Origin of the sequence: Bdellovibrio bacteriovorus, assembly GCF_025558485.1 — a bacterium.
GTDB classification, from domain to species: Bacteria; Bdellovibrionota; Bdellovibrionia; order Bdellovibrionales; family Bdellovibrionaceae; genus Bdellovibrio; species Bdellovibrio bacteriovorus_G.
This window is the reverse complement of sequence record NZ_CP102930.1, coordinates 1,603,877-1,627,284: the sequence shown is the minus strand read 5'-3', so window position 1 is coordinate 1,627,284 and position 23,408 is coordinate 1,603,877. Positions and strand designations below refer to the sequence as shown.

Here is a 23,408-nt window from a genome sequence, read left to right as displayed (position 1 = left end):
CGTTCCCAATACAAATGAAAACGAAATGAGGGATTTTGCCGTTTTCCTTCTTGCTCTAAGGGACTTCTATCTGAAAAGATGAAAACAAGTTTACATCAAAGGATCAGCATCATGCGCGTTACGACGGCTCTTCTTTCACTTCTTTTCCCCCTTTCGGCAATGGCCAATGTTTTGGGGGATATGCAAACGTTTTCTCCAAACACGGATGGTCTGGACTTTATCTCAGTTCATTCCGCCCGTCCGCTGCCGCAGGGCTACTTTGTTTTCAGTAACTACCTGAATTTCGCCAAGGATCATTTGCTGGTCTATAAAACACTGGGTGCCCAGGACCGCATTGACTACGAAGATTCCCTTTTTGAGTACGACTTCGGTGTGGCATACGGTTTTTCTGAAAATCTGCAATTCAGTTTACAGATGCCGGTTTTGCTAAGTCACTCCACCGAAGAACAGGATGGCGTGCGTGTGAATCTGACAGAAGGTATTCACAGCTTCCGTCCCGGTTTCAAGTGGACCTCTGCCACGGGTAAAGACACCCACTGGGCCCTTTTGGGTTCCGTGGATTTCCCGTTCCTGGAAAACAGTCCCTACACTGGCACTGATTCCCTGCCAATTTTCAATCTTGAAGGTGCTTACAGTTGGTCCAAAGCCACGCGTATTCAGTCCATCAACGTCGGAGCCCGCGTCAGAAATCCAACAGACACACCATCTGACGCCCACATGTTCCCTTTGAAAAGTCAGCTGACCGTTTCCTATGGTATTTCTGACAAGTTCTCCTCGACAGCGCGCTGGGTGTTTGAAGCTTTCTCCAGCTACCCTTTGGATAAAGAGCCCTACAAGGAAGCCATGGATGCGTCCTCCCTGGATTTGTTGCTGGGTCTGAAACATCGCTGGTATAAAAATCTGAACTTCGACTGGGGTGCCACGGTTGAACCGGGAATTAAAACCCTGTCCCCGGCTTATCGTGTGTTTGCCGGTTTGGTTTATTACTGGAAACCTGCCAGCAACAGTGAGCCTTCTGGCGAAAAACCTGTTGAAAAGGCCTTTGTCATTGTGCCTGATGACACCACCATCAACACCTTCGAATGGGTGCAGTACTATGCCGAAGGCGATGTGCAAATTGAAAGCTGTCAGGTTGTTGAAGGCCCGGGCAGCCTGAATAGTGCGTGCGAATTTACGTCAGATCAAGCGGGCTTTAGCCGTCTTGAATTTAAAGACAGCTTCGGCCGCACAGTCACTCGCACCGTCACGATCCGCGAAACAACCGTGCGCAGTCCTTTGCGCTTCACTCAGAAAAATTACGAGGTTTACACGGGCTCGTCCCTGCAGGTGGAAGCTGAAGGCGGCGAATCCCCATATCGTTTCAGTATCGTTCGCGGTCAGGGTACGATGGAAGAATCCGGCTTCTATGAGGCCCCACTGCGCAAACAGGTGGTGCATATTCTGGTGACAGACCATCAGGGGCGCACGGCCAAGTCCACTATCAAGGTGATTGAACCGCCAAAAGAGGACAAAGCCATCGACCTGTCGAATCTGGAATTCGTTTCCGGCAAAGCGCAACTGACAGACGCCTCTTTGGCTCAATTGCGTAAAAACCTGCAAAACCTACGTCAGGTTCAGATCAAGAAACTGATTGTTGAAGGTCATACGGATTCTGTGGGCAGTGATGCCTACAATCAACGCCTCAGCCGTAAACGCGCTGAAACTGTGAAAGACATTTTAAGCAAAGAACTCAGTCTGGAGCGTAAAAACATCGAGGCCATCGGGTACGGGGAATCCCGCCCCATCGCAGCGAATGACAACGCCACAGGACGCCAACGCAATCGCCGTGTGGTCCTGAAAGTGTATTATAATAAATAAACACTCTTGTCTTAAAATGAGCACACAAAGCCGGTGGACCTCCACCGGCTTTTTTTATAAAATAAACTCTGTCAGGAGGCTTGCATGACAAAGAAAAAAGCAGAAGTTTCCAAAGTCGCAGGCGCTCTGTATGATCTGGTGACGACCTCCCCGACGTCCAAACTTCCTCAGGCCGCAAATCCACAACAAGCTTCTTTGGATATTATAAAAATGGCCGCGTGGAAGTCCGCTGGCGTTTCCGGAGCGCTGGCTATTCCGCCCGGCCCCTTGGGAATGCTGACCATTCTTCCTGACCTTCTGGCGATCTGGCGCATTCAGGCACAGATGGTCGCGGATATTGCCGCAGTCCACGGCAAGTCCGGCTATCTGACCCGAGAAGCCATGCTATTCTGTCTTTTTAAACATGGCACCAGCCAATTGCTTCGCGATGTGGTGGTCCGTGTCGGCGAACGCTATGTTCTGCGCCGAACCAGTCTGCGCGTTATCGAACGCATTTGCGAACGACTGGGCCTGCGGGTCACCCAGCGAATGTTAGGGGCCAGCATTTCACGCTGGATTCCCATTGCCGGTGCAGTTGCCGTGGGTTGGTACACACGCTATGATACCAAACAAGTTGGTCAATCCGCCCTGGATCTTTTTTCCCGGGAAATTGACACCGAAACCACGGAAATGAAAGATGTCGGAGACGATCTGACAGAAAGGAATCTTCCTTGAAAAAAGCCCTCTGCACATTACCCCTGGTCCTGCTCTCGCTTTTGGGTTGCGCCACTGCTGAAAAAGACACGGAGACTTCTACCATGACACAGGAATCTTCTCAGTCCACCTTCAAAGACATCCGCTGGGAACTTGTCGAGCTGATGGGGCAACCTGTTAAATATGCCGCGAAAGATTCTCAAAAAGTTTATATCCAGTTCAACAGCGGTGACAGTCGCGTGAATGGAAACGATGGCTGCAACGCCTTTACCGGCGCCTTTGAGGCTAAAGACGGTCAAAGAATTTATATCTCAAAACTGGCTTCGACCAAAAAACTCTGCATGCAAATGCCGACAGAGGAAAACTTCGTCGAGATCCTGCAAGGCATCGACAACTACACCGTCAGTGAAGGCATACTGATCCTGACCAAGGCGCGTATGGCCCCCATGGCCCGCTTTAAGGCGGTTGAGCTTTGAATCGCTGTCTAAGAATCTTTTCCGGCTTTTTGACTGTCTTTCTGTTCTGCAGCGGCAGTCAGGCCAAATGGAAGAATCAACAGCCTCGGGATATCATCTATCAGGGCATGACCGAGGACTTCGTCCCGTTTAACTATCTTGAAAATAGCGAAATCCAGGGCTACGCCACTGAAATGGTGCGCGAAGCCTTTAAGCGCGCCGGTTTAAAGACCCAGCTCACTTTATGGCCCTGGGCCAGAGCCTACAGCGCCGCTCTGAAAAAAGAAAAACACTATGTATTTTCCACTTCGCGCTCGGAAGATCGAGAAAAATTATTTAAATGGGTGGGACCTATTGCCAAAGACTCGGTGTATCTGGCGGCTTTAAATTCGTCCTTGTTAAAACCCGCCCAAGACTATCGCAGTTTTAAAAAGTATTCCGTCGGTGGCCAGTTCGATGACTACCCAGTTCAGGTTCTGCAAAAAGACGGCTTCAAAGTCAGCATTTACCGCAGCGAAGATGAACGCATGGAAACCTTTAAAAAAGGCCGGATTGATTTGGACATTGTCACTGACGGCAGTCAGGAAACCTATGAAAAACGCTGGAACATTAAATACAAAAGGTTAGCCTTTATGTATGCCACAGATTACTGGATGGCTTTTCATATCAGCACACCGGATGTCGTGATTGATGGGTTAAACAAGGCCTTGCTGGAAATGAAAAACGACGGCACTGCTCAGAAAATTGCCGAAAAATATCTTCGCGCCAACCGATACTAGATCAAACGTCGGTAAACAAAATAATTCGCTGGACTCAAGGATTTGAGAAGGACTCTGATAATACTTCTTCAGCACTGAACGGCTGTCCAGATTTCAAAGCTCTCTGCCAAATTCCACAAAAGTTTTTCCGGCTGTTTTACACTGTAGCTCAGCATACATGGAGATCTATATAATGACGCGAACTCTGTTCTATCTGAAGACTCAACTGATCAAAGCTTACGAATTCATCAAGGAACTGGATCAAATCCCGATGCGCAATTTCCACGGGGACTTCTACGAAGAAAAATCCAAAACTCCCCGTGCGAGCAGACAGAACAAGGTCAAAGTGGAAGATCTGCGCCCGAAGCCCCCTCAAGACTAGCCCCTGTTTCTATGCATGCTGCGCGGGGGTCGGCTTCTCCTTAGAATAAACACATAAAGGAGGAACTATGAAAGCACTCGCAGCTTTTCTTTTAACAAGCTTGTTGGTTCTGCCCGGTTATGCCATCAATCGAATCAACATCTCCCCATCCGATATCGATTATCTTAGCCTTGAATATGGTGAAGTTCCGTTAAACCAAACTGCGCTGGCCGAAATTGGCATCAATGCCCCCAGCGATCGCCCGGTGGACATTCATGAACTTCTGATCTTTGGCGACATGTACGCCGCCACCACAGACTGCGGTGACCAAGTGGCCGCAGGAGAATACTGTGTTATTGACATCTACTTCACCCCGACTGCAACGGGAGAGCACTATGGCGAGATGTCCATCAAAACCAGCGAAGGAAATATCTTGCTGAAACTCTACGGCACCGGAATTTAGTTTTTCATCTTTGCGGGTGAGGCAATACGCCTCACCCATTCTGAGGTCAGTGTGTTCTTTGCTTGGACACCCCTAAACAATCCTCCTTTTCTTCCTGACTTTATACAGTCAGGTCATTTTCAGTTCTCGCGTGTTCGATTTTTCTGAAAGATAAGGTCTCATCAAAAAAAAGGAGACCCATCATGTTGACAGCACGCCTTTCCGCGACCTTGGCTTTCCTGCTATCAATTCTGTCTTTTTCCAAGGTCCCCGCCGAAGAACTGCGCTCTTCTTTTTTTCCGCAGGCCTCTGCCGACTACAATGCACTTTTCAATCAGATGGATTTACGCAGCCTGCGCCACGCCAGTTTGAATTCCTGGCGCCACGGGGTGAACCCCAAAATCTATTGGACTGAGTCCATGGAGACTTTGCTTAACGCAGGCAATACCAGCAAACTTCGCCCCCTGGCCAATCAAGCCTTCCTGCGCCTTTTAAAAGATATTCATCTGGGAAGCGTCAACCCTCAGAACGTCGGGCGTGACATTAAATTTGTACAGAAAGATTTTTTGACACCCAAGCAACTGCAAGTCGTCATTTTGACAGCTGCGGAAGATCCCAGTCGTCTTTTGGATTTAATTTCCCCGCAAAATTCCCCTTATTTGGCGGTCAAATCCGCATTGGAAAAGGTTTACCCCTCCTGCCTTAGCGGTCAGTGGAAACCCATCACACCACTGAACACAACTTTACGGTTGTTTTCTCAACACCCCACAATTCTGGAAATCAAACAAAGGCTGGCCCTTTTGGGTTATGGCTTTAAAATGATGGATGATCGTTTTGATGGCGATCTGCTTAACGCCATCAGTGACATTCAGTGGAATATGCGGATCAATCCTGATGGCGCAATTTCTCCGAACGGCAAGGTTTGGGCTTTCTTATCCGTGTCGTGCATGGAGCGCGTTCGTCAGTTGCAAGTTGACATGGAAAAAATGCGCTGGTTCCCCCAATACTTTGAAAGCCGCTATATCTTTGTAAATCTGGCGATGTCGTACTTTATTCTAATGGACCAATCCACTGAATGGACCCGGGTCATGAGCTTTCGCACCGTCAATGGTCGCCCGGCTCGCAAGTCCCCAACCATGCGAGACGAAATTGTCAAAGTCATTATCAATCCCTATTGGGTCGTGCCACCCACGATCTTCTATGAGGACAAGGTCAATGATCTGGCAAATCTGAATAATGAACAGATTCGGGAATACTTTAACTCGCATCACTACGAAGCCTGGTCCAAGGATTTCCGACGCAAGATGGACCCCACTGAAATCGACTGGAAAGGCATCGCCGACGGACGCGTGGAACCAGACGTGAACATTCGCCAGTTGCCGCATCTGGGAAATGCCCTGGGTGTTTTAAAGTTTGATCTGACAAATTCTTTTGCCATCTATCTGCATGACACGAATCAAAGGGAACTTTTCGATACCCCAAGCCGTCAATTAAGCTCTGGCTGCATCCGCTTGGAAAAGCCTTTGGATCTGGCCGAGTTTCTGCTGGAAGACACGCCTTGGGATCGCAAACTGATTGCCGCCATGATGGCGCGTCCCGGAGAGATCGTGACGAAGTCCACCGAAATCACCGTACCCAGCTATAAAAAGACAATTGTCTATACAGCCTATCTGACTTCAATGATGAGCTCTGACGGGGTTGTACGTTTTGTGACAGATTTATACGGACAGAACAAAGCCATTGCAGGAACTCTGCGTGGCCTGTTCCAAGGTGAATAATCTGTAAATTGAATATGCCTGTTAAACGAAGTACGAAATCTGAATGCAATAAATTCGAAAGGAGTTCGAACATGTATTTACGTTCTGCTGTTCTAGCCTTGCTCGTTCATGGACAAATTGCCTACGCGGCTCCGGAGCCACCAAAATCAGATTTGCCGAAACCACCGGCTCCGCCGACTCGCCCTTCCGAACCACCTCAGTCCCCTCAGTATGAAGGTGTCGGTCGTATTGATCAAATCACCCGCGACCGAGGTGGAGACCTTTATCGCCTGGATCTGATCAAGTCCCTTCCTCTGGTTCGTCTGGAGGCCAAATCCAAACTTGGGCGCATGAAGATCTATTCTGTTGCTCTGGTCACAGATAAAAACGAAAAGATTCAGGTGCGTCAGTATGTTGGACTTAATCTGGATGAGTCCCAGACGCCGCTTAGTTCCGAGCTGTTCCAAACTGCCGCCAACATTGCTGGCATTGAAGTTCTGGCGGAAGCCATGGGCGGCGAAGCGGCTTTGGAAATTAAAGCCTTTTCAACCAAAGAAGCCCCACGCCTGACTTTAGGCAGTCGCATTCCGTCTTTTTCGTGCAAACGCAATATCGATGCTTTGCTTAAGGACAAGCTTGATCCTGTGCAACTGTGGGTGAAGCGCGCTGAATCCAGTGCTCCGGGCTCTGTGCAGGAAAAATTTGCGGGGAATCAGTTAAAAGAACAAGTGAAGGACTTTGTCGCGACCATGAATACAGCGGGAAGCTACACTTCCCACACCTATCTGGTAACGCTGATGAACTTCTTTGCGGATCAGTACAACGCCGTTCGTACCGGAGGGGTTTCTGAACCCGCATACAAGGACCTTTTAACAGCCACTTATGATGTCCTTGTGATTGCCATCCAAAATGAACTGCCTTGTCGTCGCTACCCAAGCGATACGCTGCTAAGCATGTCGATGGACTTCAACAAAAAGGTCAAAGCCATGCCTGCCGATGGTAAAGCGCGACCTCTGTTCACAACCATCATGAACAAAATTCGCGACTTTGCTCCGGAACAGTATCGCAAAGAAATTGCGGCTGCGAACTTGAGCTTCCGCGAAGCCGACACGGAAGGAAGCAAGTACTTTAAACTCTACCTGGCATCTCCGGATGGCGAGTTCCTGAAGGACACTAACAAGAACATGAGCGCCTATGCCTTCGTGGTGGCAGAACAAGCCCTCAAACGCGAAGTGAAAATGATGGACATCGAACAACGATTCCAATTGATCGTGGAATATCAGGGCAAGATGAACAGCGGCACGGAAATCCCACAAGCTGTGGCGGCCCGCTATCTTAATATTCTGGCGGAAGAAACCTACGGTTTCCCATTCTTTATTGAGTAGCCACAAAGGCCGGGATATCTTCCCGGCCTTTCTTTTTGAGCCATTCAAGTTGATACACATTACATCTTATCAAAATATTTTTATTGCGCTTTAGTAATGACCCTATTCACACGATAGGATTTCTACTCCTATGTGTAATAGCCATGCACTGCCTTTTATTCTTTTCACCCCGTCCTTAAGCCCTCAGGCTTTAGGCAAGGCTCCCAATGTTCGGGACCGCTTCGAGGTCACTTCCCGAGGTTTCCGTGTCGGCTGGTGATTGGAAGGAAATGTATCAGGCCGCCCAGAATGGCAATCTGGAACTGGTGCGCTATCATATTGAAAATGACGTCAATCCCAACTATCAACATCCTGAAATTCTGGCAACGCCACTGGTTGCGGCCATCACGGCGGGACATTCAGACGTGGCCATCTACCTTTTGGAAAACAAGGCCGATCCATTTTTGAAATCTTTTTTTGACGATATGACAGGTATCGAAGCCGCACTTCATTATAAGAACCACGAAGTGCTGACCCATCTAAGACGGCAGGGAATCCCCACTCGAAAAAGCTGGAAATCATTTTTATCCCAGTGGCTGCGACGCTAGCTCTCGCAGCAATCCCGGCGTGACTTTGCATCACGCCGGGATTTGGCTTTTATTGATTCGCCCTATTTCTTAGGAAATTGCTGTGCTCTGAAAGAATCACAAGATACTTCATCATGGTTTCCTGCGGATAGTTGGCAGGATCATTGTATTTTGCCTGAAATTCAACAATCAGCTGATAGGTCTTTTCATTGTCGAACTCCTTAACCTCTTTCATCAGAGCTTGCTCTGCCAGCGCGTAAGCATTGGTGCTCATTTCCTGATAGGCACCTTTAAGCAGCCCTTCCGGTTTGCTGGCTGCAAACTGTTTATAGTATTTGTAGCCTTCTCCATCCGCCTGACGGAAGGATAGATTCTTCGTCGCGAGCTCCTTGCGGTACTGCACGGGAATCAGCTTGGCCAGCTTGCCAACCATCATTTCATACATCTTGCGAGCACGGCTGTCAGCCTTGCTGGATTCCTGTTTTTTCTGGAAATCCAAGGTGAGCTCGATCAAGGATTCCGTGGTTACCACCCGGCAGGTTTGTTCGGTCTGCAAAGAGGTCAGGAAGACTTCAAAGGTCTCTGTCGCCATGGATTTATAGCCTTGTTCTGCCGCACTTCCCGCCCGACTGACATTGTGACGTTCTGTGAAGAAGTTCAAAAGAGTCAGGGTGTATTCCGTTGAGGCAAAAGAACTTTTGGATTCTTTCAAAGTCGTGATGAAATCAGCCACATACTTTGTAAACTCTTTGCTGGCGTATTTTTCCTGCCACGAATCCGGTGTGCTGGATTCAGCACGTCCTGCCCAGACCTGCACTACATCCAGTTTTTCTTTCAGGATGGCATCAAACTTTTTACTGCATGACAGATCATCGCGCAAAACCAGTTGCGGAGCTTCCTGACTGGAAATCGCTGTTAATTCCAAAGCAGCACTGCCCCCCATGGCCTCGGCTTGAATTTCGATCATCGCAATCGGGACTGTCGAAGCCAGAGCTTCAGATGCCAGTGGCTGATCGGTATCGGCCAGATTGGCATTACCGAATGCTTTTACCGGAATCCGTTCCTGCTTTTCCGTCACCAGAGTTGTGCTCAGAATTTTTACTTTTCCCGACTTGGATTTGATTTTAAGCGCCGTTAACGGCAGAGGCTTTGCCAGATCCAGACGATACAGGCCCCCACCCGTTTTACGGGTGATATCAGTGACCCGACCGACGCCTTCAAATGCAGCGTAAGGATTGATCGCAGTCATTCGATCTGCGCCACTGGTGTAAGGACTGATATCTGCCTGCGCCGCCAACACCGGAGCCTGAAGCACCATAACAGAAGCTAAAATTCGTTGCGCCCATTGACGTTCCATCTTTGTTCCTTTCAGGTTAAGTTCATTCGACTTTTGTCGCGAATAGTGATTCTGAAACGCCAACCCCGAAAAGCTTGAACAAAGAATGCGAAACCTGCCTAAAATCAAGATAAAGGCCTGTTGAATTACAAAATTATATGTCATTTCAGCAAGTTATGGCCGATCGACATAAACCTAAGCCTTTCTCACTCTGCGCCCAGATATTGGTCAGCTCCGGGTGATTTTTTCGCACCTTCTTCCCTCTGGAAATTCCCCTTGTGCAGAGAGCGGCCCTTAGCTAAAAACACGCTCATGGAAATACAAAATTTGAAACGTCCCGAGCTGTTACTTCCCGTAGGTACCAAAGAGATGGCCATGGCGGCTATTCACAATGGTGCTGATGCCATCTTCATGGGAGTCCCCGGCTTCAATGCCCGCGGCCGCAGCTATGACTTTCAAATCGAAGAAGTCAAAGAGATCATCGACACCTGCCACCTGTATGGCGTGAAAGTAAATCTGGCCTTCAATATTCTGGTATTCCAAAACGAACTGCAAAAAGCTGTCGAGGTTCTGCAAAAGATCCTGCCGTTGAAGCCGGATGCTTTTATCGTTCAGGATCTGGGATTGGTGCGCCTGATCCGTCAAATGGCGCCGCACCAGCGCGTGCATGCCTCCACACAGATGAGCATCAGCAATGCCGAAGCCATTCAGTGGTTGGACGATCTGGGCATTCAACGCTTTGTTCTGGCGCGTGAAAATTCACTTAAAGAAATTCACGCCATCAAACAAAACACCGCCAAAGAAATCGAAGTCTTCGTGCATGGCGCCTTGTGCGTCAGCTATTCCGGTCAGTGTTTTACTTCTGAAGGCATCGGCGGCCGTTCCGCCAACCGGGGTCAGTGCGCGCAAAGCTGCCGTTTTAATTACGAAATGCACGTCGATGGCGAAAAGCGTGATTTGGGTGGCAAGTCCTTCCTGGTCTCCCCACAGGACCTGTGCGGTATCAATGAAGTTCCAAGTCTGCTGGAGGCCGGGGTTGATTGCTTTAAAATCGAGGGCCGCCTGAAAACTCCGGAATACGTGGCGACAGCCGCCCGCAGTTTTGATGAAGCCATCACGTCCGCACAAAGAAACCAGGCCCTGGCAAATCCTATCCTGCTGAAAAAACAAATGGCCACTGCATTTTCCCGTGGCTTCTACAGTGGATGGTTCCATGGCGTGAATCATCAGGAACTGGTGGAAGGCACATTCAGTGCCCACCGTGGTTTTGAATTTGGTAAAGTTCTGCGCGTAAACGGGAACTCTTTGGAAGTTGAAATCACCGAAGACAAAGCCCAGCAAGGATTGAAGGCAGACTTTATCCAGGCCGGTGACGGTATTCTGTGGGTGTACAAAGATCGCAATGGCCAAAATGCGGAAAAAGGCGGATTCGTCTTTGCCGTGAAATCCCTGTCCCCGCGCCGCTTTGCTTTGGAGTTTTCACGCGATATCGCGATGGATGGCATGTTTGTTGGTGCCCGAGTATTCTACAACCACGATAAGGACTTAAAACGTGATGTCGCTTTGAGTGTTGAAGATAAAGAACGAAAAAAGCGCCTGCCTGTGTCCATTCGCGCGGAAGCCTCTTTGGGGCAGCCTCTGAAGGTGACTTATTCTGACAGCAAAAACACTGTCACGGCCTGTTCTGAAAATATCTGTGAGGCTGCCAGAGGCAAGGGACTGAACTCTTTGGACTTGCGTGAAGAGCTTTTCGCGCTAATGGGAAGCCCTTTCCGCGGCGAAGAGTTTGCATGTGAACTGGATTCTGCAACGCCGTTATTTATTCCGAACAAGCAAGTCAAAGAACTGCGCCAGAAGCTTGTCAAAGAATTGACTGATTTACGCATTAAAAATGGTGCCGATGCCGAAGTTGCACCACAAGACCAGGTGATGAACTGGATTCATGGCAAAAAGATCACAGCCACCCCCAATCCCGGCGTAAAGCTGAATCTGCTTTTGCGTGACAAGGAACAAGTGGAAGACGTGGCCAAAGCTATTGCCAGCGGTGAGCTGAATGTTGACGGCCTGAATCTGGTGATCCTGGATTTTGAATTTGGTTTGGACTTTGAACCCAGCTTGAAGGTTCTTCGCGAGCAAGGCATGAAAGTCGCTATTGCCACGACTCGTATCTTAAAGCCCAATGAACACCGCAATGTGAAGCATTTGCTGAATCTGAACCCTGACGCTATTCTGGCGCGCAATCTGGGGGCCGTTCAGTATTTGCAGGCAAACTCTTACACCGGTCAAATTCTTGGCGACTTTAGCTTGAACGTTGCCAATCATCTGACGGCTCAATATCTGTTGGACAAAGGCCTTTCCAGCGTGTGCCTGGGCTATGACCTGAACCACGTGCAGGTGGCTGAACTTATTCAAGCCGGCCAGGCAGAGCGCTTTGAAGTCACGGCTTATCAATACATGCCAAGCTTCCATATGGAGCACTGTGTGTTTGCCGCCTTCCTGTCCAAAGGTTCCAGCTTTAAAGATTGCGGGAAACCCTGTGAAAAGCATCAAGTGAAATTGAAGGACCAATTCGGCAACTGGCATCAGATTAAACCCGACCAGGAGTGCCGCAACACCATGTACAACAGTACCTCGCAATCAGCGGCACGCTTTGTAAAAGAATGGGAATCTTTTGGTTTGGGCTATATCCGTTACGAAGCTTTGAAAGAACGCGGGACCGAACTGATTGCCAAAATCCAGGGACACTTGGACTTTATCAAGGGCAAAAAGGACTTGGATGCTCTGATTAAGGATCTGGGAGACGTGGAAAGCTACGGTCTGTCAGAAAGTCACTTCCAACGCGAAAAAGAATACCAAAGTCGTAAGAAGTAAAAACTTAGAACTGCGACTTTAGGTATTTTTCATATTCTCTTAAAATGGAATTCATGACGCCTTTAAGAAGCTCGTCGAATTGGGGATCTCGGGGCTGATGGGGTTCCATATTCACAAAGTTCTGGATAATCTGCTCTTCGCGCTCGGGGCTAAAAAAAGGCCGGCCCTGCTCTTGCTTGATCTTCCACACTGCCACAGTCAGCTCACGACGACGCAGCAACAGAGCGTGAAGCTCTTTATGAACCTGATCAATTTCCTGACGAAGACTGGCGATGCTGTCCACTTTTAAACCTCTTTGAAATCAAACTTAAAAACTAATCCAGACGGAAAAGCGCAAACTTCAGATAACGAAGCTCTTCCATTGCCGCAGGATAGGGGTGATCCACCGGCTGCCCACCCTGATAAATCAGCGTGCCCTTCTTACGTGCACGAGAAAAGGCTTCCTTGCATATTTCCATAAAATCCCGGGTGGCGATATGGCTGGAGCAAGAGCTGGCCGCAAATAGGCCCTCGGGGTTGACCAGCTTGATGGAATTGCTGAAGACTTTCGTATAGGCCGCTTTGGCTTGTTCCACGGACTTTTCATTCGGAGCAAAGCTTGGTGGGTCGGTGATCACCAGATCGTATTTTTTCTTTTCGGTATTTTGCTTTTCCAGATACTCGAAGGCATCCGTGGCGATGTCATGATGAACGGTGGTCAAACCATTGATTTCAAAATTTCTGGCAACCGCCTGAATGGCCACCTTGGCAATATCCACGCTGGTCACTTCTTTAGCTCCACCCTTGGCGGCGAAGATGGAAAAACCACCGGTATAGCTGAACAGATTCAAGACCGTTTTACCTTTGGCAAAGTTCTGAATCATCTTACGATTGTCACGTTGATCCAGGAAAAAACCCGTTTTTGCCGCATCACGGATATTCGAGGCAAAAAGCACTCCATTTTCCAGGAATTGAACCTCGGGCGCCAGGGTGCCTACGATGTTGGTGCCTTTTTCATCTGCGTCGTTACGGCGCTTCAGATACACACAGGTAACTTGAGGAAAATCAGCCTGGATTTTTTCTGCGATCACTTTGGCGTTCCAGGTCTTTTCCATAATGGCGTGATCGTGTTTGATCACAGCCGTGTCGTTATAAACGTCAATCACCAGCCCCGGGAAGCCATCGCCCTCCCCGTTAATTAAACGGAAGGAATTGGTGACGGAAAGATCGAAGGTCTTGCGGATTTCCACGGCTTTACGCCACTGGCTTTCAAAATAAAGTTCCAGCGTGCGCTTCATGTTGTTGCGACGGAAAATGGGCTCTTCAGCCAGCACCAGTACGCGGAAACGCAGTTGCGTGTCCCCCTGCCAAATGCCCAAAGCCAAAGGCTCGCCCTTGTAGTTTAAAATATGAATGCCTGATTTGATCGGACGACGTTCTTCAAAGCAGTTGGCGAAAATCCAGCGATGGCCCTGTTTTAGGTGCTTGGTCACGTCCCGCTTCAGCTCGATGGTCAAAATGGGATCTTCAAAGGTAACAGGGGCTGCATTCATGGCGGGGTTTCTCCAGAGGGGCCTTTTTATGATAAATCCTAGGTAATCACAAGGGGTTATGCAGCCCACGACGGGACGCGGGTCAAATTTACAAGCCCCTCACTGGAGCGGAAGTTTTTACGGTGCTTTATTTGACTCTCGCGGTGATCTCAACGACTCTGCCGGGCATGAATACTCTTGATCAAAAATTTTGGCGACATTTCGCCCGGAATATCTGGGAGAAAAAGACGTTGGCTCTTAAAAACGTCAAATCCGGTCTGCTGGAAATGACCGATGCCGAAATTTTTGATTTGCTTGTCTTGTATGCAGATCACTGTCGCAAGCTGAATGACCCTTCCGGGTTTAAATTTTTCATTGATGGCTTTAAGGCCGAAGAAGAGGACGTTCTGCAAGTCCTGCCGGAGAAAGAGGACCAATCCCTTTTGGGTTATCATGCGCGTATGAAGGCGCTTTTTCCGGATTACTGCCTGGTCTGCGATGAGCTTTTGCAGGTGAATCACAAAAAACAACATCTGCTGACCGAATTTACTGACGAACTGTATCGCCATGTTGGCTTCCCCAATCGCTTTTCTGAAATGGGCTTGTATTTGGGGAATTACCGTAAAACTCCGTTCGGAGTGCATGTGGATTCCTGCGGGGTCTTTAGTTTCCCTGTAGCTGGCGTCAAACGCTTCCGTTTGTGGAAGCCCGAGTACGTGAAAAAGAATCCTTCTCTGGATCGTGCGTTTAAATATGAAAAACACAAAAAAGCTTCCGAGCTCTTAGAAGCACGCCCGGGTGATATGACCTATTGGCCTTCATCAGCGTGGCACATTGCTGAATCCGACGGATCGTTCAGCGCGACATGGAGCCTGGGGGTTTGGGTGGATCAGCCCCACAAGAACATGGTTGCCGGATCTTTAAAAGGCCTTCTGGATGGAAAGCTCGGAACGACAGGCGCTAAGGTTGCCACGGCCTTTAAAAGTTTGCACAGTGAAACCGGGGAAGTTCGTGAGCTTCCTGATTCTTATGTGCAAGCCATCGAGTTACTAAAAAATCTGACCGCCGAAGAGCTGCAAGAGACGTTCTTAAAGTCTTGGATGCAGCATATTTCCTCGCAAGGGTTTAAAATTGTTCCGGGTGCTGGTGTGAAGATTTCAGCAAAGTCCAGGATCCGCCTGCGCAGTAAGAAGTCTTTGATCCTATGGCAACATGGTTTGACAGGAAAAGGGGTCGTTTACTTCAGCTTTGGTGGTGCGACTGTTGTCAGTAAAAATTCTGGCGGGCTGCTGAAGCTGGTGCAGGCGTTGAACGCCGGGGATGAGTGCTTAGTTGGGACCGCCTTAAAAGGTGCTGGCTTGAAAGAAGATCTTCGCTCTTTACAGGTGCTCTCTGATGCTGGAGCGTTTGCGTAAAGCGACGGCCTTGTCTTCCCCTACTTTTCCAACTGGAATTTTTCAAATCTCGCTAATTCCTGCTCGATCAATTGCTTGTGCTCTTTTGACTTGTGTTTTCCCAGCCAGCTCCATTGTTGGATCAAGAGCTTTTGATTCTGCCGGTCCGTTTTTAAATCCAAAACGGCTACGGCCTGATCACCGATGGTCACGGGCAAAGCGAAGTAGCCGTACTTGCGTTTTTCTTTCGGCACATAGGCCTCAAAACGATGGTCATAATCAAAGAACATATGAAAACGCTTTCGCTGAATAACCAGAGGGTCAAACGGCGACAGGATGTGTGTCAGATTGCTGACAGCATCTGCGGATGCTTCCAGCAGTTCCGGCTCGGCCCAAAAGTGAATTCGCTCAAGGTCTTTGACTTGAACCGGAATCAGGGTTCCCTTGCGCACGCGAACTTCAATAGCTTTAAGGATTTCTTTTTTGGGCGCCGCTTTTTCCATATAGGCAGCGGAATCCAAACCAATCACCCCTTGCGATTTTAAGGCCCGATCAATTTTGTATTCAGTGACATCTTTCAAGGTTGCAGCTTTGGGTCTTTTTTCCCAGTCGAAATGACGATCGGTCAGTTCGTATTTTTTTAGCATACCCAGCCGCTCGGCAATAACCAGTTCCCCACCATTGAAACCGCATTGCAGGAATTTCTTTGATGGTTTTTTGCTACCCCAAGGATGTTTCTTTTCTTCCAAGACATCGTCCGTTACATCGCGAATCGAGATAGGACCCAGTTTTTTAACTGTCGCTAACATCTTTCTGACATCGGCTTCAGTGACAGAGGAATACCACTGCGACGGATTCTGCCTGCGGCGTTTCATGTCATTCATGAAGTATTTGAAGTCATCCGTGGCAACATAGGCCAGCGCGTGAGTCCAATATTCAAAGACAGTCTTATCTTTGCTTTGGGCTTTATGCAGGTGGGATCGCTTGTAGTCTGGAATACGGGAATACAAAATATGATGATGCGAGCGCTCGATCACATTGATAGTGTCAATCTGAACATACCCCAAGTGCTGGATCGCTTTGACCGTGGCCTTAGGACCGCCGCCAAAGGGTTTCAGCTGATCAAGTCCTTGAGATTTTAACCAGAGCGCGCGCGTTTGGGATTTTGAAATTTTATGTTTCAAGTTTGGCCCTCTTTTTTTGGGGAAGCAGATCGTAAAGTTTTCCGTACCAAATCGTAGGATATGGGCCAACGGTGTGGCAAGCCTCTAAACGCCACTCTTGCGCCCTGTCCAATCCATCAACAGACAGCCCGTCTTCCGAACAAACCAATAGCATCATAGCGAGGGTTGGTATGGCATAGCTCTGGCAATGTAGAGGCTTGAATATACGGATCATCTGTGGTGTCTCATTATGAGACGGGAGAATTGTATGCCGAAAAATCTGCTTTGCCTTCTTTCGCAAGTCTTGTTGTTGTCAGCCCTTAGCACAACGGCCTTGGCTTCGGAAACAGACAATATCACCCATCGCAATCTGAAAACGGACGCGCGAGAATGGTTAAACCAACGAATGAATGACGCCATCGAAGAAGCAGCGATGAAGGCGAACCCCAAAAATTCCTATTCAGTTCACAAGAAACTTTTCAAGTCCTTAGGAGGACTGTTCTGGGCAAAAATTGAAAAATGGGCGGATGAACCGGGATCTCCGGCCGAGCATGTGAAGTTTGAAGACTCGATCTTCCGCGATGTCGGCAATGTTCGTGGAGACAGCAGTTTCTTAAGAAAACTAATCAAGTTTAAATCTTATTATTCGCCTGGCATCTACAAAATGGATAACGTCGTCTTTGGTGCAGATAAGTTAGGCCACTTCTTGCAGCTGGGCTACAGTATGTATCTGGCCAATGAAGTACAGGATAATCCCAAATTCAAAGACGTTCGCCCTTTCCATATTCGCATGGCTGACCGCCTTACGGGAGACAAAAAGTTCCGCGATCGTGCGCAGTCCACGGGGCTTCAACTAGCGATTGAATACAGCGACTTTGAAGAAAATGGCTCCTGGGGAATGACCGGCCCATTGGCAAAATCCTGGGCGGATATGGCCGCCAACGTGGAAGGCTTCAAGTTCTGGTCCGAGCTGACTGACGGCCCGAATCCTTATGTTAAGCGTGACACCAACGGCAGATGGTATCAAGCCCGCAAATTCGACTGGGCGACCTATGTCAACCCGGCTTGGGATGAGGCTATTAACCGTTCGGATTATGACCCGAGAATTCAGGGTGAAATCGACAAGAGATTTGAAGAGGCTTTCAAGAATTCTCGGGCAGAGCTTCCGAGTGTTAAAGAAGTCATAGAGGTTTATGGGGAAGATACCCCGAAGATCTTTAATACTAGGTATGGGAATGTTTTTGCTTGGTGAAGCAGGAGCGTTCGATCACATTGATGATAGCGATTTGAATAAAATGGACAGCTATTGAAGACAAAGGGCGACCGGCATCTCCGTCGCCCGCCTTCCATATTAAAACTTATCTTGTTTTTTAAGCTGCCTTGGACATTGCCTCAAGAATAGCGTTATTTACGCGATGAACCCAATCTCTATCGAACGAATGGAATGCCTTAACTTCACCCGAACTGGTACTCAGCTCGATAAAATGTTTGCGTTTTAATCCTGTCCATACTTTATAGGCGACTCCAAGACCTAAAATCCAAGGCATGGCCATTCCAAGATATTTCAGAACAGGCACATTCACTACCATTGCATTGAAGATCACCCCAACGATAGCACCTACGAAGAACCCGCCAAGCGCTGGTCCGATTTTAGAGGGGTCTTCATACGTCAACTTCGTAGAGTTGATCTGGCGTATTTGATAACTTGTTCCGTCCGAAACTTGAACTAACGAATTTGTTACGATGACAAGATGATCCTTATAAATAGGCTCCACAAAATTCTCCTTATGTTTGAACTCTGATTCTCCTAAAACGACATAAAATAATTTTATGTTTAAACAATTTATCTTAACCAGACATTATGCCCTTGAGTCTTTCTTGAAGTGGAAGACTTCGCAACCTTCCACAATTTCAAAAATTATTAAATTTATTTTTATCCCTTAAATCTTCGCTAAGAGTTTCCGAATAGGTAAAACACAAAATTGTTTTTGCCAAAATAACGTTTAAGGGAGATATAATGTCCAAAAATACTTTTACAGCGGCTCTTGGAGTGGGGACTCTGATACTAATGTGCGGATGCGCAAGTATAGTTAAGTCAGAAAAAACACCTGTTCGGTTTATCGGAGGGCTGAAGTCGGGAGATACTCAAGTCAACCTACCCGATGGACAATACAGCTTAAAAAACGGACAGACCACTGTGCTAGTCTCCAGGTCTAAAACAGACATTCCAATCTCAGTGACCTGCAATAATGAAACTCGGGATGGTGTTATACAAACAAAATACGATGCCGTTGCCGGAATATTGGGAAATATTGTCTTTGGTGGAATTATTGGCATGGGTATCGATTCCTTTAATAACAAAACCTACGATCCACCAGCGACATTTAACCTAAGCCCACTTTGTATGGATTCTGAAAAATCTAATATCGCAGAGGATAATTCTACAGGTCGCAGTGTATCTTCTTTGCCGGAATAGTTTTTTGCAGGGGTCAGTCTTCTACGGGGACTGGCCCGCGATTCATCGCGGCCTTTTTTTGTTTATACTTTCGAATCATTTCTAGAGTGACATCAGAACGATAGCATAGAGGCGAGGCACCGCCTGCTTTCGAGTAGGCACTTCTTTTTCCGCAACGTCGGCCCACTCTATCTTTAAAATCAGGACATGGACAATTACTTCTATAGTCAGTGATAGAGGCCAAGATAATTTTATCGCGAATAACATCGTCTGATTCTGAGAACGCTTGAAGGGGTACTAGTGCAATCAAGATGACCGCAGCAACGGTATGAAGACTCATCCACAACATATCGGTGAAAATATAAAATAGTTTACCTATCGGTTCGTTAAAATTCAGTCAAAACAGCATGTGCTTTATATTTAGCCATGCCTAAACTTTTGCCTAAACAAGCCGAAATAGACCCCACATAAGGAGTCACCATGTCCAGAGAAACCAAACAAGACAGAATCATTCGCAACCTACTTGATCAAACTACAGAACATCTGCACGAACTAAAAAGTTTGGACTCTAATCCCAATACAAAAGAGCTAGATGTCGAGCGCTGGGCTCAAAGCTTCCTAAGAAATTGTCTGGGATATTCCGCTACTGCCGGCTATTCAATTCGTGCCCAAGAAACCAAAGGTAAAATGCGTCCCGACCTCATTGTTCTTTACCAGGATAAGCCTATCTTCGTAGTCGAAGTAAAAAAAATGGGTTTTGATCTAAACAAATCTGACTTCCGTTGTGGCAAAGTTCAATTGAAGGAATATCTTAGCCTGATCGGTGATGTTCGTTGGGGCATTCTCACAAACGGTTGTGAATGGAAGCTCTATGACTTCTCCCTGCCTGAGTATGGCGGCATCGAAATCGCAAACTTCGATTTAAAGTCCGAAGATGCAATTGAAGTATCCAAGAAAGCCGTGGAAGAGCAAGCTTACGAGTTCTTCGACTTCCATGAAAGCTCTTATACTACTTCGATGTGGCCCGAGCTTTCTAAAGAAGCCATGGCCTTTTCTCCGGAGTCTTTGGCAAAAGCCATCTTGTCAGTCGATGTTGTTAAATACGTCGCCAAGTATGTACGGGGTGAACATGAATTCAAAGCGAATCATGAGATTTTGACTGACCGATTATATTGGCTATTGGAGCAAGGTTTGAACGATGCCATCAAAGGATGGAATGACACCAAGGCCGCGGAAATTCATAAGTTCGTAAAATCGCAAAAGAGAGCTTCGCGTAAGACAAAAAGAACAAGAAAAAGTCATGAGCCGGTGACAGAGAGTGTTTGCCAATCACAACCAGAGTCTTCTGTTCCAGCAACTCAACCCGAAATGCCAGAGAACAAAACCGCTTCTTAAGCCGACCGCAGTCAAGCAGTAGCCGCTGCTTGACTGCCCTCTGATAAATTAAAGCTACTTTTCTTTACTAGAAGAGAGCCAAAAATATCCAGCTACTCTGTATCAAGCACAATCTGTCCAAAGGAAACCGATTCAGATAGCACTCGAGGCTCCTGTATCCTCCGTGAAAGGGAGGTGTCTGGCCCAGACACAAAAAAACCCGCAGTTACGCGGGTTTTAAAAAATTGGTAGTGAGAGGCGGACTTGAACCGCCGACCTACGGATTATGATTCCGTTGCTCTAACCAGCTGAGCTACCCCACCACACAGTAACACACCCGACAGGGACGAAGCCCTATTGGAAGTGCGTGAAGCAAGATTTTTAGTTGTGAACACGCAGGAAGTCAATAATGGGCTTTGCGTTAAATCAGATTCCTTAAAATTTCTAAGATTCCTCGCCTTAGGTCTTGACCCTGTGGCTTTTCCGCAATGCAATTACAGACTGTGACAGATTTTGGGCCTTTAAGATAAGGGTCCAAGTGCGCGACGCGAGGAGGAAGCTGTACAGCTTGTACCGCGACGACGAGCAACAAAGCAATTGGGCCCTTAGCTTAAAGGCCCCCACCACGGAGGGAAATTTATATGAAAAAACTAGTGATGGCCTTGGCCGTCCCGGCTTTCCTTGCAGGCTGTTCGGACCACAAAGGCACTCAAAAAACCGACACAAATGGTTTCGCCGGTCTGTTCTGGCAGCAATCCACAAACATCATCTCTATCCGCACTTTTGATGACAAACCCGTTAAAGGCGCTCAAATCCTGATCGGTGATGCCCTAAACTCCCCGTTTGCTGGCAACTTCCTGACAACAGATGATAACGGTCAGGTCGAAATCCCCGCAGCCTGGAACACTGGCCTTCCGGTGACCGTGCAAGCTCCTGGCTTCCTGCGCAGCACGTACATGAATCAAGAACCCGGTGCCCTCACGATCAAACTTCGTGCACAAGCGACCAAGACTCAGTATGAAGTCAAAGGTGTGACCTCGGGTCTTCCGATCCAAAACAAAGACGGTTACGTCGACTTCGGTTTGGTGATGCCAGCGTTCTCTAAAATGGATCTTCTGGCTTTCGACATTAATAATGTAATCAGCCCACAATATGATCGCATCACAGCGATGGGTCAGGACATCGACATTCCGGCGAACATCTCTGTCCCGGATCAAAGTGAAAAATATGGTCTGTTCACGATCAATCTGGATAAACCGACTTATCGTATTTACTACGGAAACTCCGGCGTGAACCGCGTCTTCGCAGCTCGCGGCAGATTCCCATTCAAATCCACAGTGGATGCCCTTCGCGGCGGAGCTGAGTTCTATGAACTGATCAACTCCTTCACCATCAACGGTGGCGCGGTTCGCGATATCGAAGTGAAATCCGGCAGCACCCGTTTGGATATGCCTACACGCGAGCTGAACTTCACAGAGAAAAAAGAAGTCGGTGCCCCTGGTTTCCGCTCTGACGAGATGTTTATCGCCGTGGGTGTTGCGAACCAATCCGGTTACCTGATCCCGACAGACGTTAAATCTGTTCAGAATGGCAAAAAAATGGGCTTGAACGTTCTTCCGGGCTCCCCTGCGATGGTTCTGGGCGTGCTTAAGAAAACGGCAGAGCTTAAATCCGGTGGCGACCGCATGAGTGCAACATTGCTTCCGTTCAACGCAGGTACGACTCCGCAGATGTTGCCTCTGATCCCAGATCCGACGCTGCAGGCAGGCGAGCTTTTGATGCCTAAGTTCAACACGATTGATGGCGTCAATCCAATTGCCACCTACTCTGTTCTTTCCAAGGAAGAAGAAGTGGTTCAAGGTTCTGCAAAGGTGAAAATCCTAAACCCACAATGGGAAGTGTACTCTCAAAACTGGGCAGAGCGCGTGAAATTGCCTCAATGGCCGAACGATTCCGCGATCACTGGCAAAAAACGTTGGGAAGTGAACTTCGTGGGCAGCCAAACTGCTTCACAAGCGGCCCTGGGTCCTGCTATGATTGAAGCTGCAACACATGTCACACACAGCTCAGTCTCTTTCTAGAAAAATCCTTCTTGGACTTGTGATTATCACAGGCTGCTCTCTATTTGGGTGCAGCCTGTTCGATAAAAAGCCTTCCGCCCATCAGCGTATGGGCCAGATCAATAAACAAAAAGTCTTCTTCGCTCCTTACGACAATGTCTGGAGAGCCGCTCATGCGGTCCTTAAATACCCCATCGCTCAGGAAAACCAAGACACTGGCGTCATTGAAACTGAATACATCAAAGGCATTGACGGCTGGCAGCCGCCAGGGCAAACGGAGCGTCCATCCGGTGGCATTCGTTATAAATTGACCCTGATCTTTGCCCGCGGAAAAACCGAAGGACGAGAATCCACGCGCGTGACTATTGAAAAGCGCATGGAGATTTTAAAAGATTTCTTCTCTGAACCTGAAACCATGGAAACCGACGGTTTAGAGGAAAAAATCATCTTCTATCGCATCGAACGTGAATTGATTATTAGTGAAGCCTTGAAAAAAGCAGGCTTCTAGACCGTCCAACAACACTGGAGGCAATAATGGCTCGTTATGTAGATGGATTTCTAATCCCGATCCCCAAGAAGAATTTAAAAAAGTATAAGAAAATGGCCACTCTGGGAATGAAGACCTGGATGAAACACGGAGCCCTGGATTACTACGAGTGCGTTGGTGACCAACTGGATCTACCCTATGGCATTCCCTTTACAAAACTGTGCAAGCTAAAGAAAGACGAAACCGTCATTTTTGCCTTCATCGTCTATAAGTCCAAATCTCACTGCAATCAGGTGAACAAGAAAGTCCACAAAGAGTTCCAGGAAATGGGCGGAGAGATGGAAGAGATCTTCTCCATGAAACGGTTCTCAGTGGGTAAGTTTAAAGTTCTGGTGACCAATAATAAAAAGTAACCGGACGGGCGCTTCAGAGATTTTTTGGAAAAGTCCTTTTCCTGAGGGCGCCCTTGCTGTTAGCATTTTT

At 47.9% G+C, this 23,408-nt stretch carries 22 protein-coding genes and 1 tRNA gene; 17 read left to right on the top strand and 6 right to left on the bottom strand.

Annotated elements, in window-relative coordinates; genetic code table 11:
• Positions 1-111: 111 nt before the first annotated feature.
• The 9 genes from EZJ49_RS08150 (at position 112) to EZJ49_RS08110 (ending at position 8,295) form a co-directional block, all read left to right on the top strand.
• Positions 112-1,857: an OmpA family protein gene (locus EZJ49_RS08150; RefSeq protein ID WP_262555849.1), complete on the top strand. Its 1,746-nt coding sequence runs from the start codon at positions 112-114 to the stop codon at positions 1,855-1,857.
• Positions 1,858-1,941: 84 nt separating this feature from the next.
• Positions 1,942-2,571, top strand: a complete 630-nt coding sequence (locus EZJ49_RS08145; RefSeq protein ID WP_262555847.1) for a hypothetical protein — start codon at positions 1,942-1,944, stop codon at positions 2,569-2,571.
• Positions 2,572-2,654: 83 nt separating this feature from the next.
• A complete protein-coding gene (locus tag EZJ49_RS08140; RefSeq protein ID WP_262555845.1) occupies positions 2,655-3,026 on the top strand; it encodes an META domain-containing protein in 372 nt (123 codons plus the stop codon).
• Positions 3,023-3,784 (top strand): substrate-binding periplasmic protein, encoded by a 762-nt coding sequence (locus EZJ49_RS08135; protein ID WP_262555843.1) that lies wholly within the window; start codon positions 3,023-3,025, stop codon positions 3,782-3,784. The genes EZJ49_RS08140 and EZJ49_RS08135 overlap by 4 nt, the downstream gene beginning before the upstream one ends.
• A gap of 172 nt (positions 3,785-3,956) precedes the next feature.
• A complete protein-coding gene (locus EZJ49_RS08130) occupies positions 3,957-4,145 on the top strand; it encodes a hypothetical protein (protein WP_262555841.1) in 189 nt (62 codons plus the stop codon).
• A 67-nt stretch (positions 4,146-4,212) separates the two neighbouring features.
• Complete coding sequence (locus tag EZJ49_RS08125; RefSeq protein WP_262555840.1) at positions 4,213-4,587, top strand: hypothetical protein; 375 nt, start codon at positions 4,213-4,215, stop codon at positions 4,585-4,587.
• A 182-nt stretch (positions 4,588-4,769) separates the two neighbouring features.
• Positions 4,770-6,344: a L,D-transpeptidase family protein gene (locus EZJ49_RS08120; protein WP_262555838.1), complete on the top strand. Its 1,575-nt coding sequence runs from the start codon at positions 4,770-4,772 to the stop codon at positions 6,342-6,344.
• A gap of 71 nt (positions 6,345-6,415) precedes the next feature.
• On the top strand, positions 6,416-7,708 hold the full coding sequence (locus EZJ49_RS08115; protein ID WP_262555836.1) for a beta-sandwich domain-containing protein: 1,293 nt from the start codon (positions 6,416-6,418) through the stop codon (positions 7,706-7,708).
• A gap of 245 nt (positions 7,709-7,953) precedes the next feature.
• Positions 7,954-8,295 (top strand): ankyrin repeat domain-containing protein, encoded by a 342-nt coding sequence (locus tag EZJ49_RS08110; RefSeq protein WP_262555834.1) that lies wholly within the window; start codon positions 7,954-7,956, stop codon positions 8,293-8,295.
• Between the two features lie 49 nt (positions 8,296-8,344).
• Here the strand turns inward: EZJ49_RS08110 and EZJ49_RS08105 are convergent, their stop codons facing one another.
• A complete protein-coding gene (locus EZJ49_RS08105) occupies positions 8,345-9,631 on the bottom strand; it encodes a beta-sandwich domain-containing protein (RefSeq protein WP_262555833.1) in 1,287 nt (428 codons plus the stop codon).
• Between the two features lie 291 nt (positions 9,632-9,922).
• On the opposite strand from EZJ49_RS08105, the gene EZJ49_RS08100 reads away from it, so the two are divergent.
• Positions 9,923-12,481, top strand: a complete 2,559-nt coding sequence (locus EZJ49_RS08100) for a U32 family peptidase (RefSeq protein WP_262555831.1) — start codon at positions 9,923-9,925, stop codon at positions 12,479-12,481.
• Positions 12,482-12,485: 4 nt separating this feature from the next.
• Here EZJ49_RS08100 and EZJ49_RS08095 read toward each other — a convergent pair whose 3' ends face one another.
• The gene (locus EZJ49_RS08095) at positions 12,486-12,764 is read right to left on the bottom strand and encodes a chorismate mutase (protein WP_262555829.1); all 279 of its coding nucleotides are present in this window, start codon (positions 12,762-12,764) and stop codon (positions 12,486-12,488) included.
• A 31-nt stretch (positions 12,765-12,795) separates the two neighbouring features.
• Positions 12,796-14,013 carry a class I SAM-dependent rRNA methyltransferase gene (locus EZJ49_RS08090; protein WP_262555827.1) on the bottom strand — a complete coding sequence of 406 codons (1,218 nt, stop codon included), beginning with the start codon at positions 14,011-14,013 and terminating at the stop codon, positions 12,796-12,798.
• A gap of 230 nt (positions 14,014-14,243) precedes the next feature.
• On the opposite strand from EZJ49_RS08090, the gene EZJ49_RS08085 reads away from it, so the two are divergent.
• Positions 14,244-15,407, top strand: a complete 1,164-nt coding sequence (locus EZJ49_RS08085; protein WP_316963678.1) for a JmjC domain-containing protein — start codon at positions 14,244-14,246, stop codon at positions 15,405-15,407.
• Positions 15,408-15,427: 20 nt separating this feature from the next.
• Here EZJ49_RS08085 and EZJ49_RS08080 read toward each other — a convergent pair whose 3' ends face one another.
• On the bottom strand, positions 15,428-16,570 hold the full coding sequence (locus tag EZJ49_RS08080; RefSeq protein ID WP_262555825.1) for a winged helix-turn-helix domain-containing protein: 1,143 nt from the start codon (positions 16,568-16,570) through the stop codon (positions 15,428-15,430).
• 247 nt (positions 16,571-16,817) lie between these two features.
• Here EZJ49_RS08080 and EZJ49_RS08075 point away from each other — a divergent pair, with 247 nt between their 5' ends.
• Positions 16,818-17,801, top strand: coding sequence for a hypothetical protein (locus EZJ49_RS08075; protein WP_262555823.1), 984 nt, complete (start codon positions 16,818-16,820; stop codon positions 17,799-17,801).
• Between the two features lie 118 nt (positions 17,802-17,919).
• On the opposite strand, the gene EZJ49_RS08070 is transcribed toward EZJ49_RS08075, so the two are convergent.
• Positions 17,920-18,324 (bottom strand): DUF6232 family protein, encoded by a 405-nt coding sequence (locus tag EZJ49_RS08070; RefSeq protein ID WP_262555822.1) that lies wholly within the window; start codon positions 18,322-18,324, stop codon positions 17,920-17,922.
• A gap of 242 nt (positions 18,325-18,566) precedes the next feature.
• Between EZJ49_RS08070 and EZJ49_RS08065 the strand changes: the two genes are divergently transcribed.
• Both EZJ49_RS08065 and EZJ49_RS08060 read left to right on the top strand, forming a co-directional pair.
• Positions 18,567-19,025: a hypothetical protein gene (locus EZJ49_RS08065; protein WP_262555820.1), complete on the top strand. Its 459-nt coding sequence runs from the start codon at positions 18,567-18,569 to the stop codon at positions 19,023-19,025.
• A gap of 459 nt (positions 19,026-19,484) precedes the next feature.
• Entirely contained in the window at positions 19,485-20,399 is a 915-nt protein-coding gene (locus tag EZJ49_RS08060) for a type I restriction endonuclease (protein WP_262555819.1), read from the top strand.
• Positions 20,400-20,624: 225 nt separating this feature from the next.
• On the opposite strand, the gene EZJ49_RS08055 is transcribed toward EZJ49_RS08060, so the two are convergent.
• Positions 20,625-20,701: transfer RNA gene (locus tag EZJ49_RS08055), tRNA-Met, on the bottom strand.
• A gap of 318 nt (positions 20,702-21,019) precedes the next feature.
• Between EZJ49_RS08055 and EZJ49_RS08050 the strand changes: the two genes are divergently transcribed.
• From EZJ49_RS08050 to EZJ49_RS08040, 3 genes are read left to right on the top strand one after another with little or no spacing between them, the layout of a single operon-like run.
• Positions 21,020-22,459: a hypothetical protein gene (locus EZJ49_RS08050; RefSeq protein ID WP_262555818.1), complete on the top strand. Its 1,440-nt coding sequence runs from the start codon at positions 21,020-21,022 to the stop codon at positions 22,457-22,459.
• Entirely contained in the window at positions 22,431-22,946 is a 516-nt protein-coding gene (locus EZJ49_RS08045) for a hypothetical protein (protein ID WP_262555816.1), read from the top strand. The genes EZJ49_RS08050 and EZJ49_RS08045 overlap by 29 nt, the downstream gene beginning before the upstream one ends.
• 26 nt (positions 22,947-22,972) lie before the next feature.
• Positions 22,973-23,338: a DUF1428 domain-containing protein gene (locus EZJ49_RS08040; RefSeq protein WP_262555815.1), complete on the top strand. Its 366-nt coding sequence runs from the start codon at positions 22,973-22,975 to the stop codon at positions 23,336-23,338.
• The last annotated feature ends 70 nt before the right edge of the window (positions 23,339-23,408 follow it).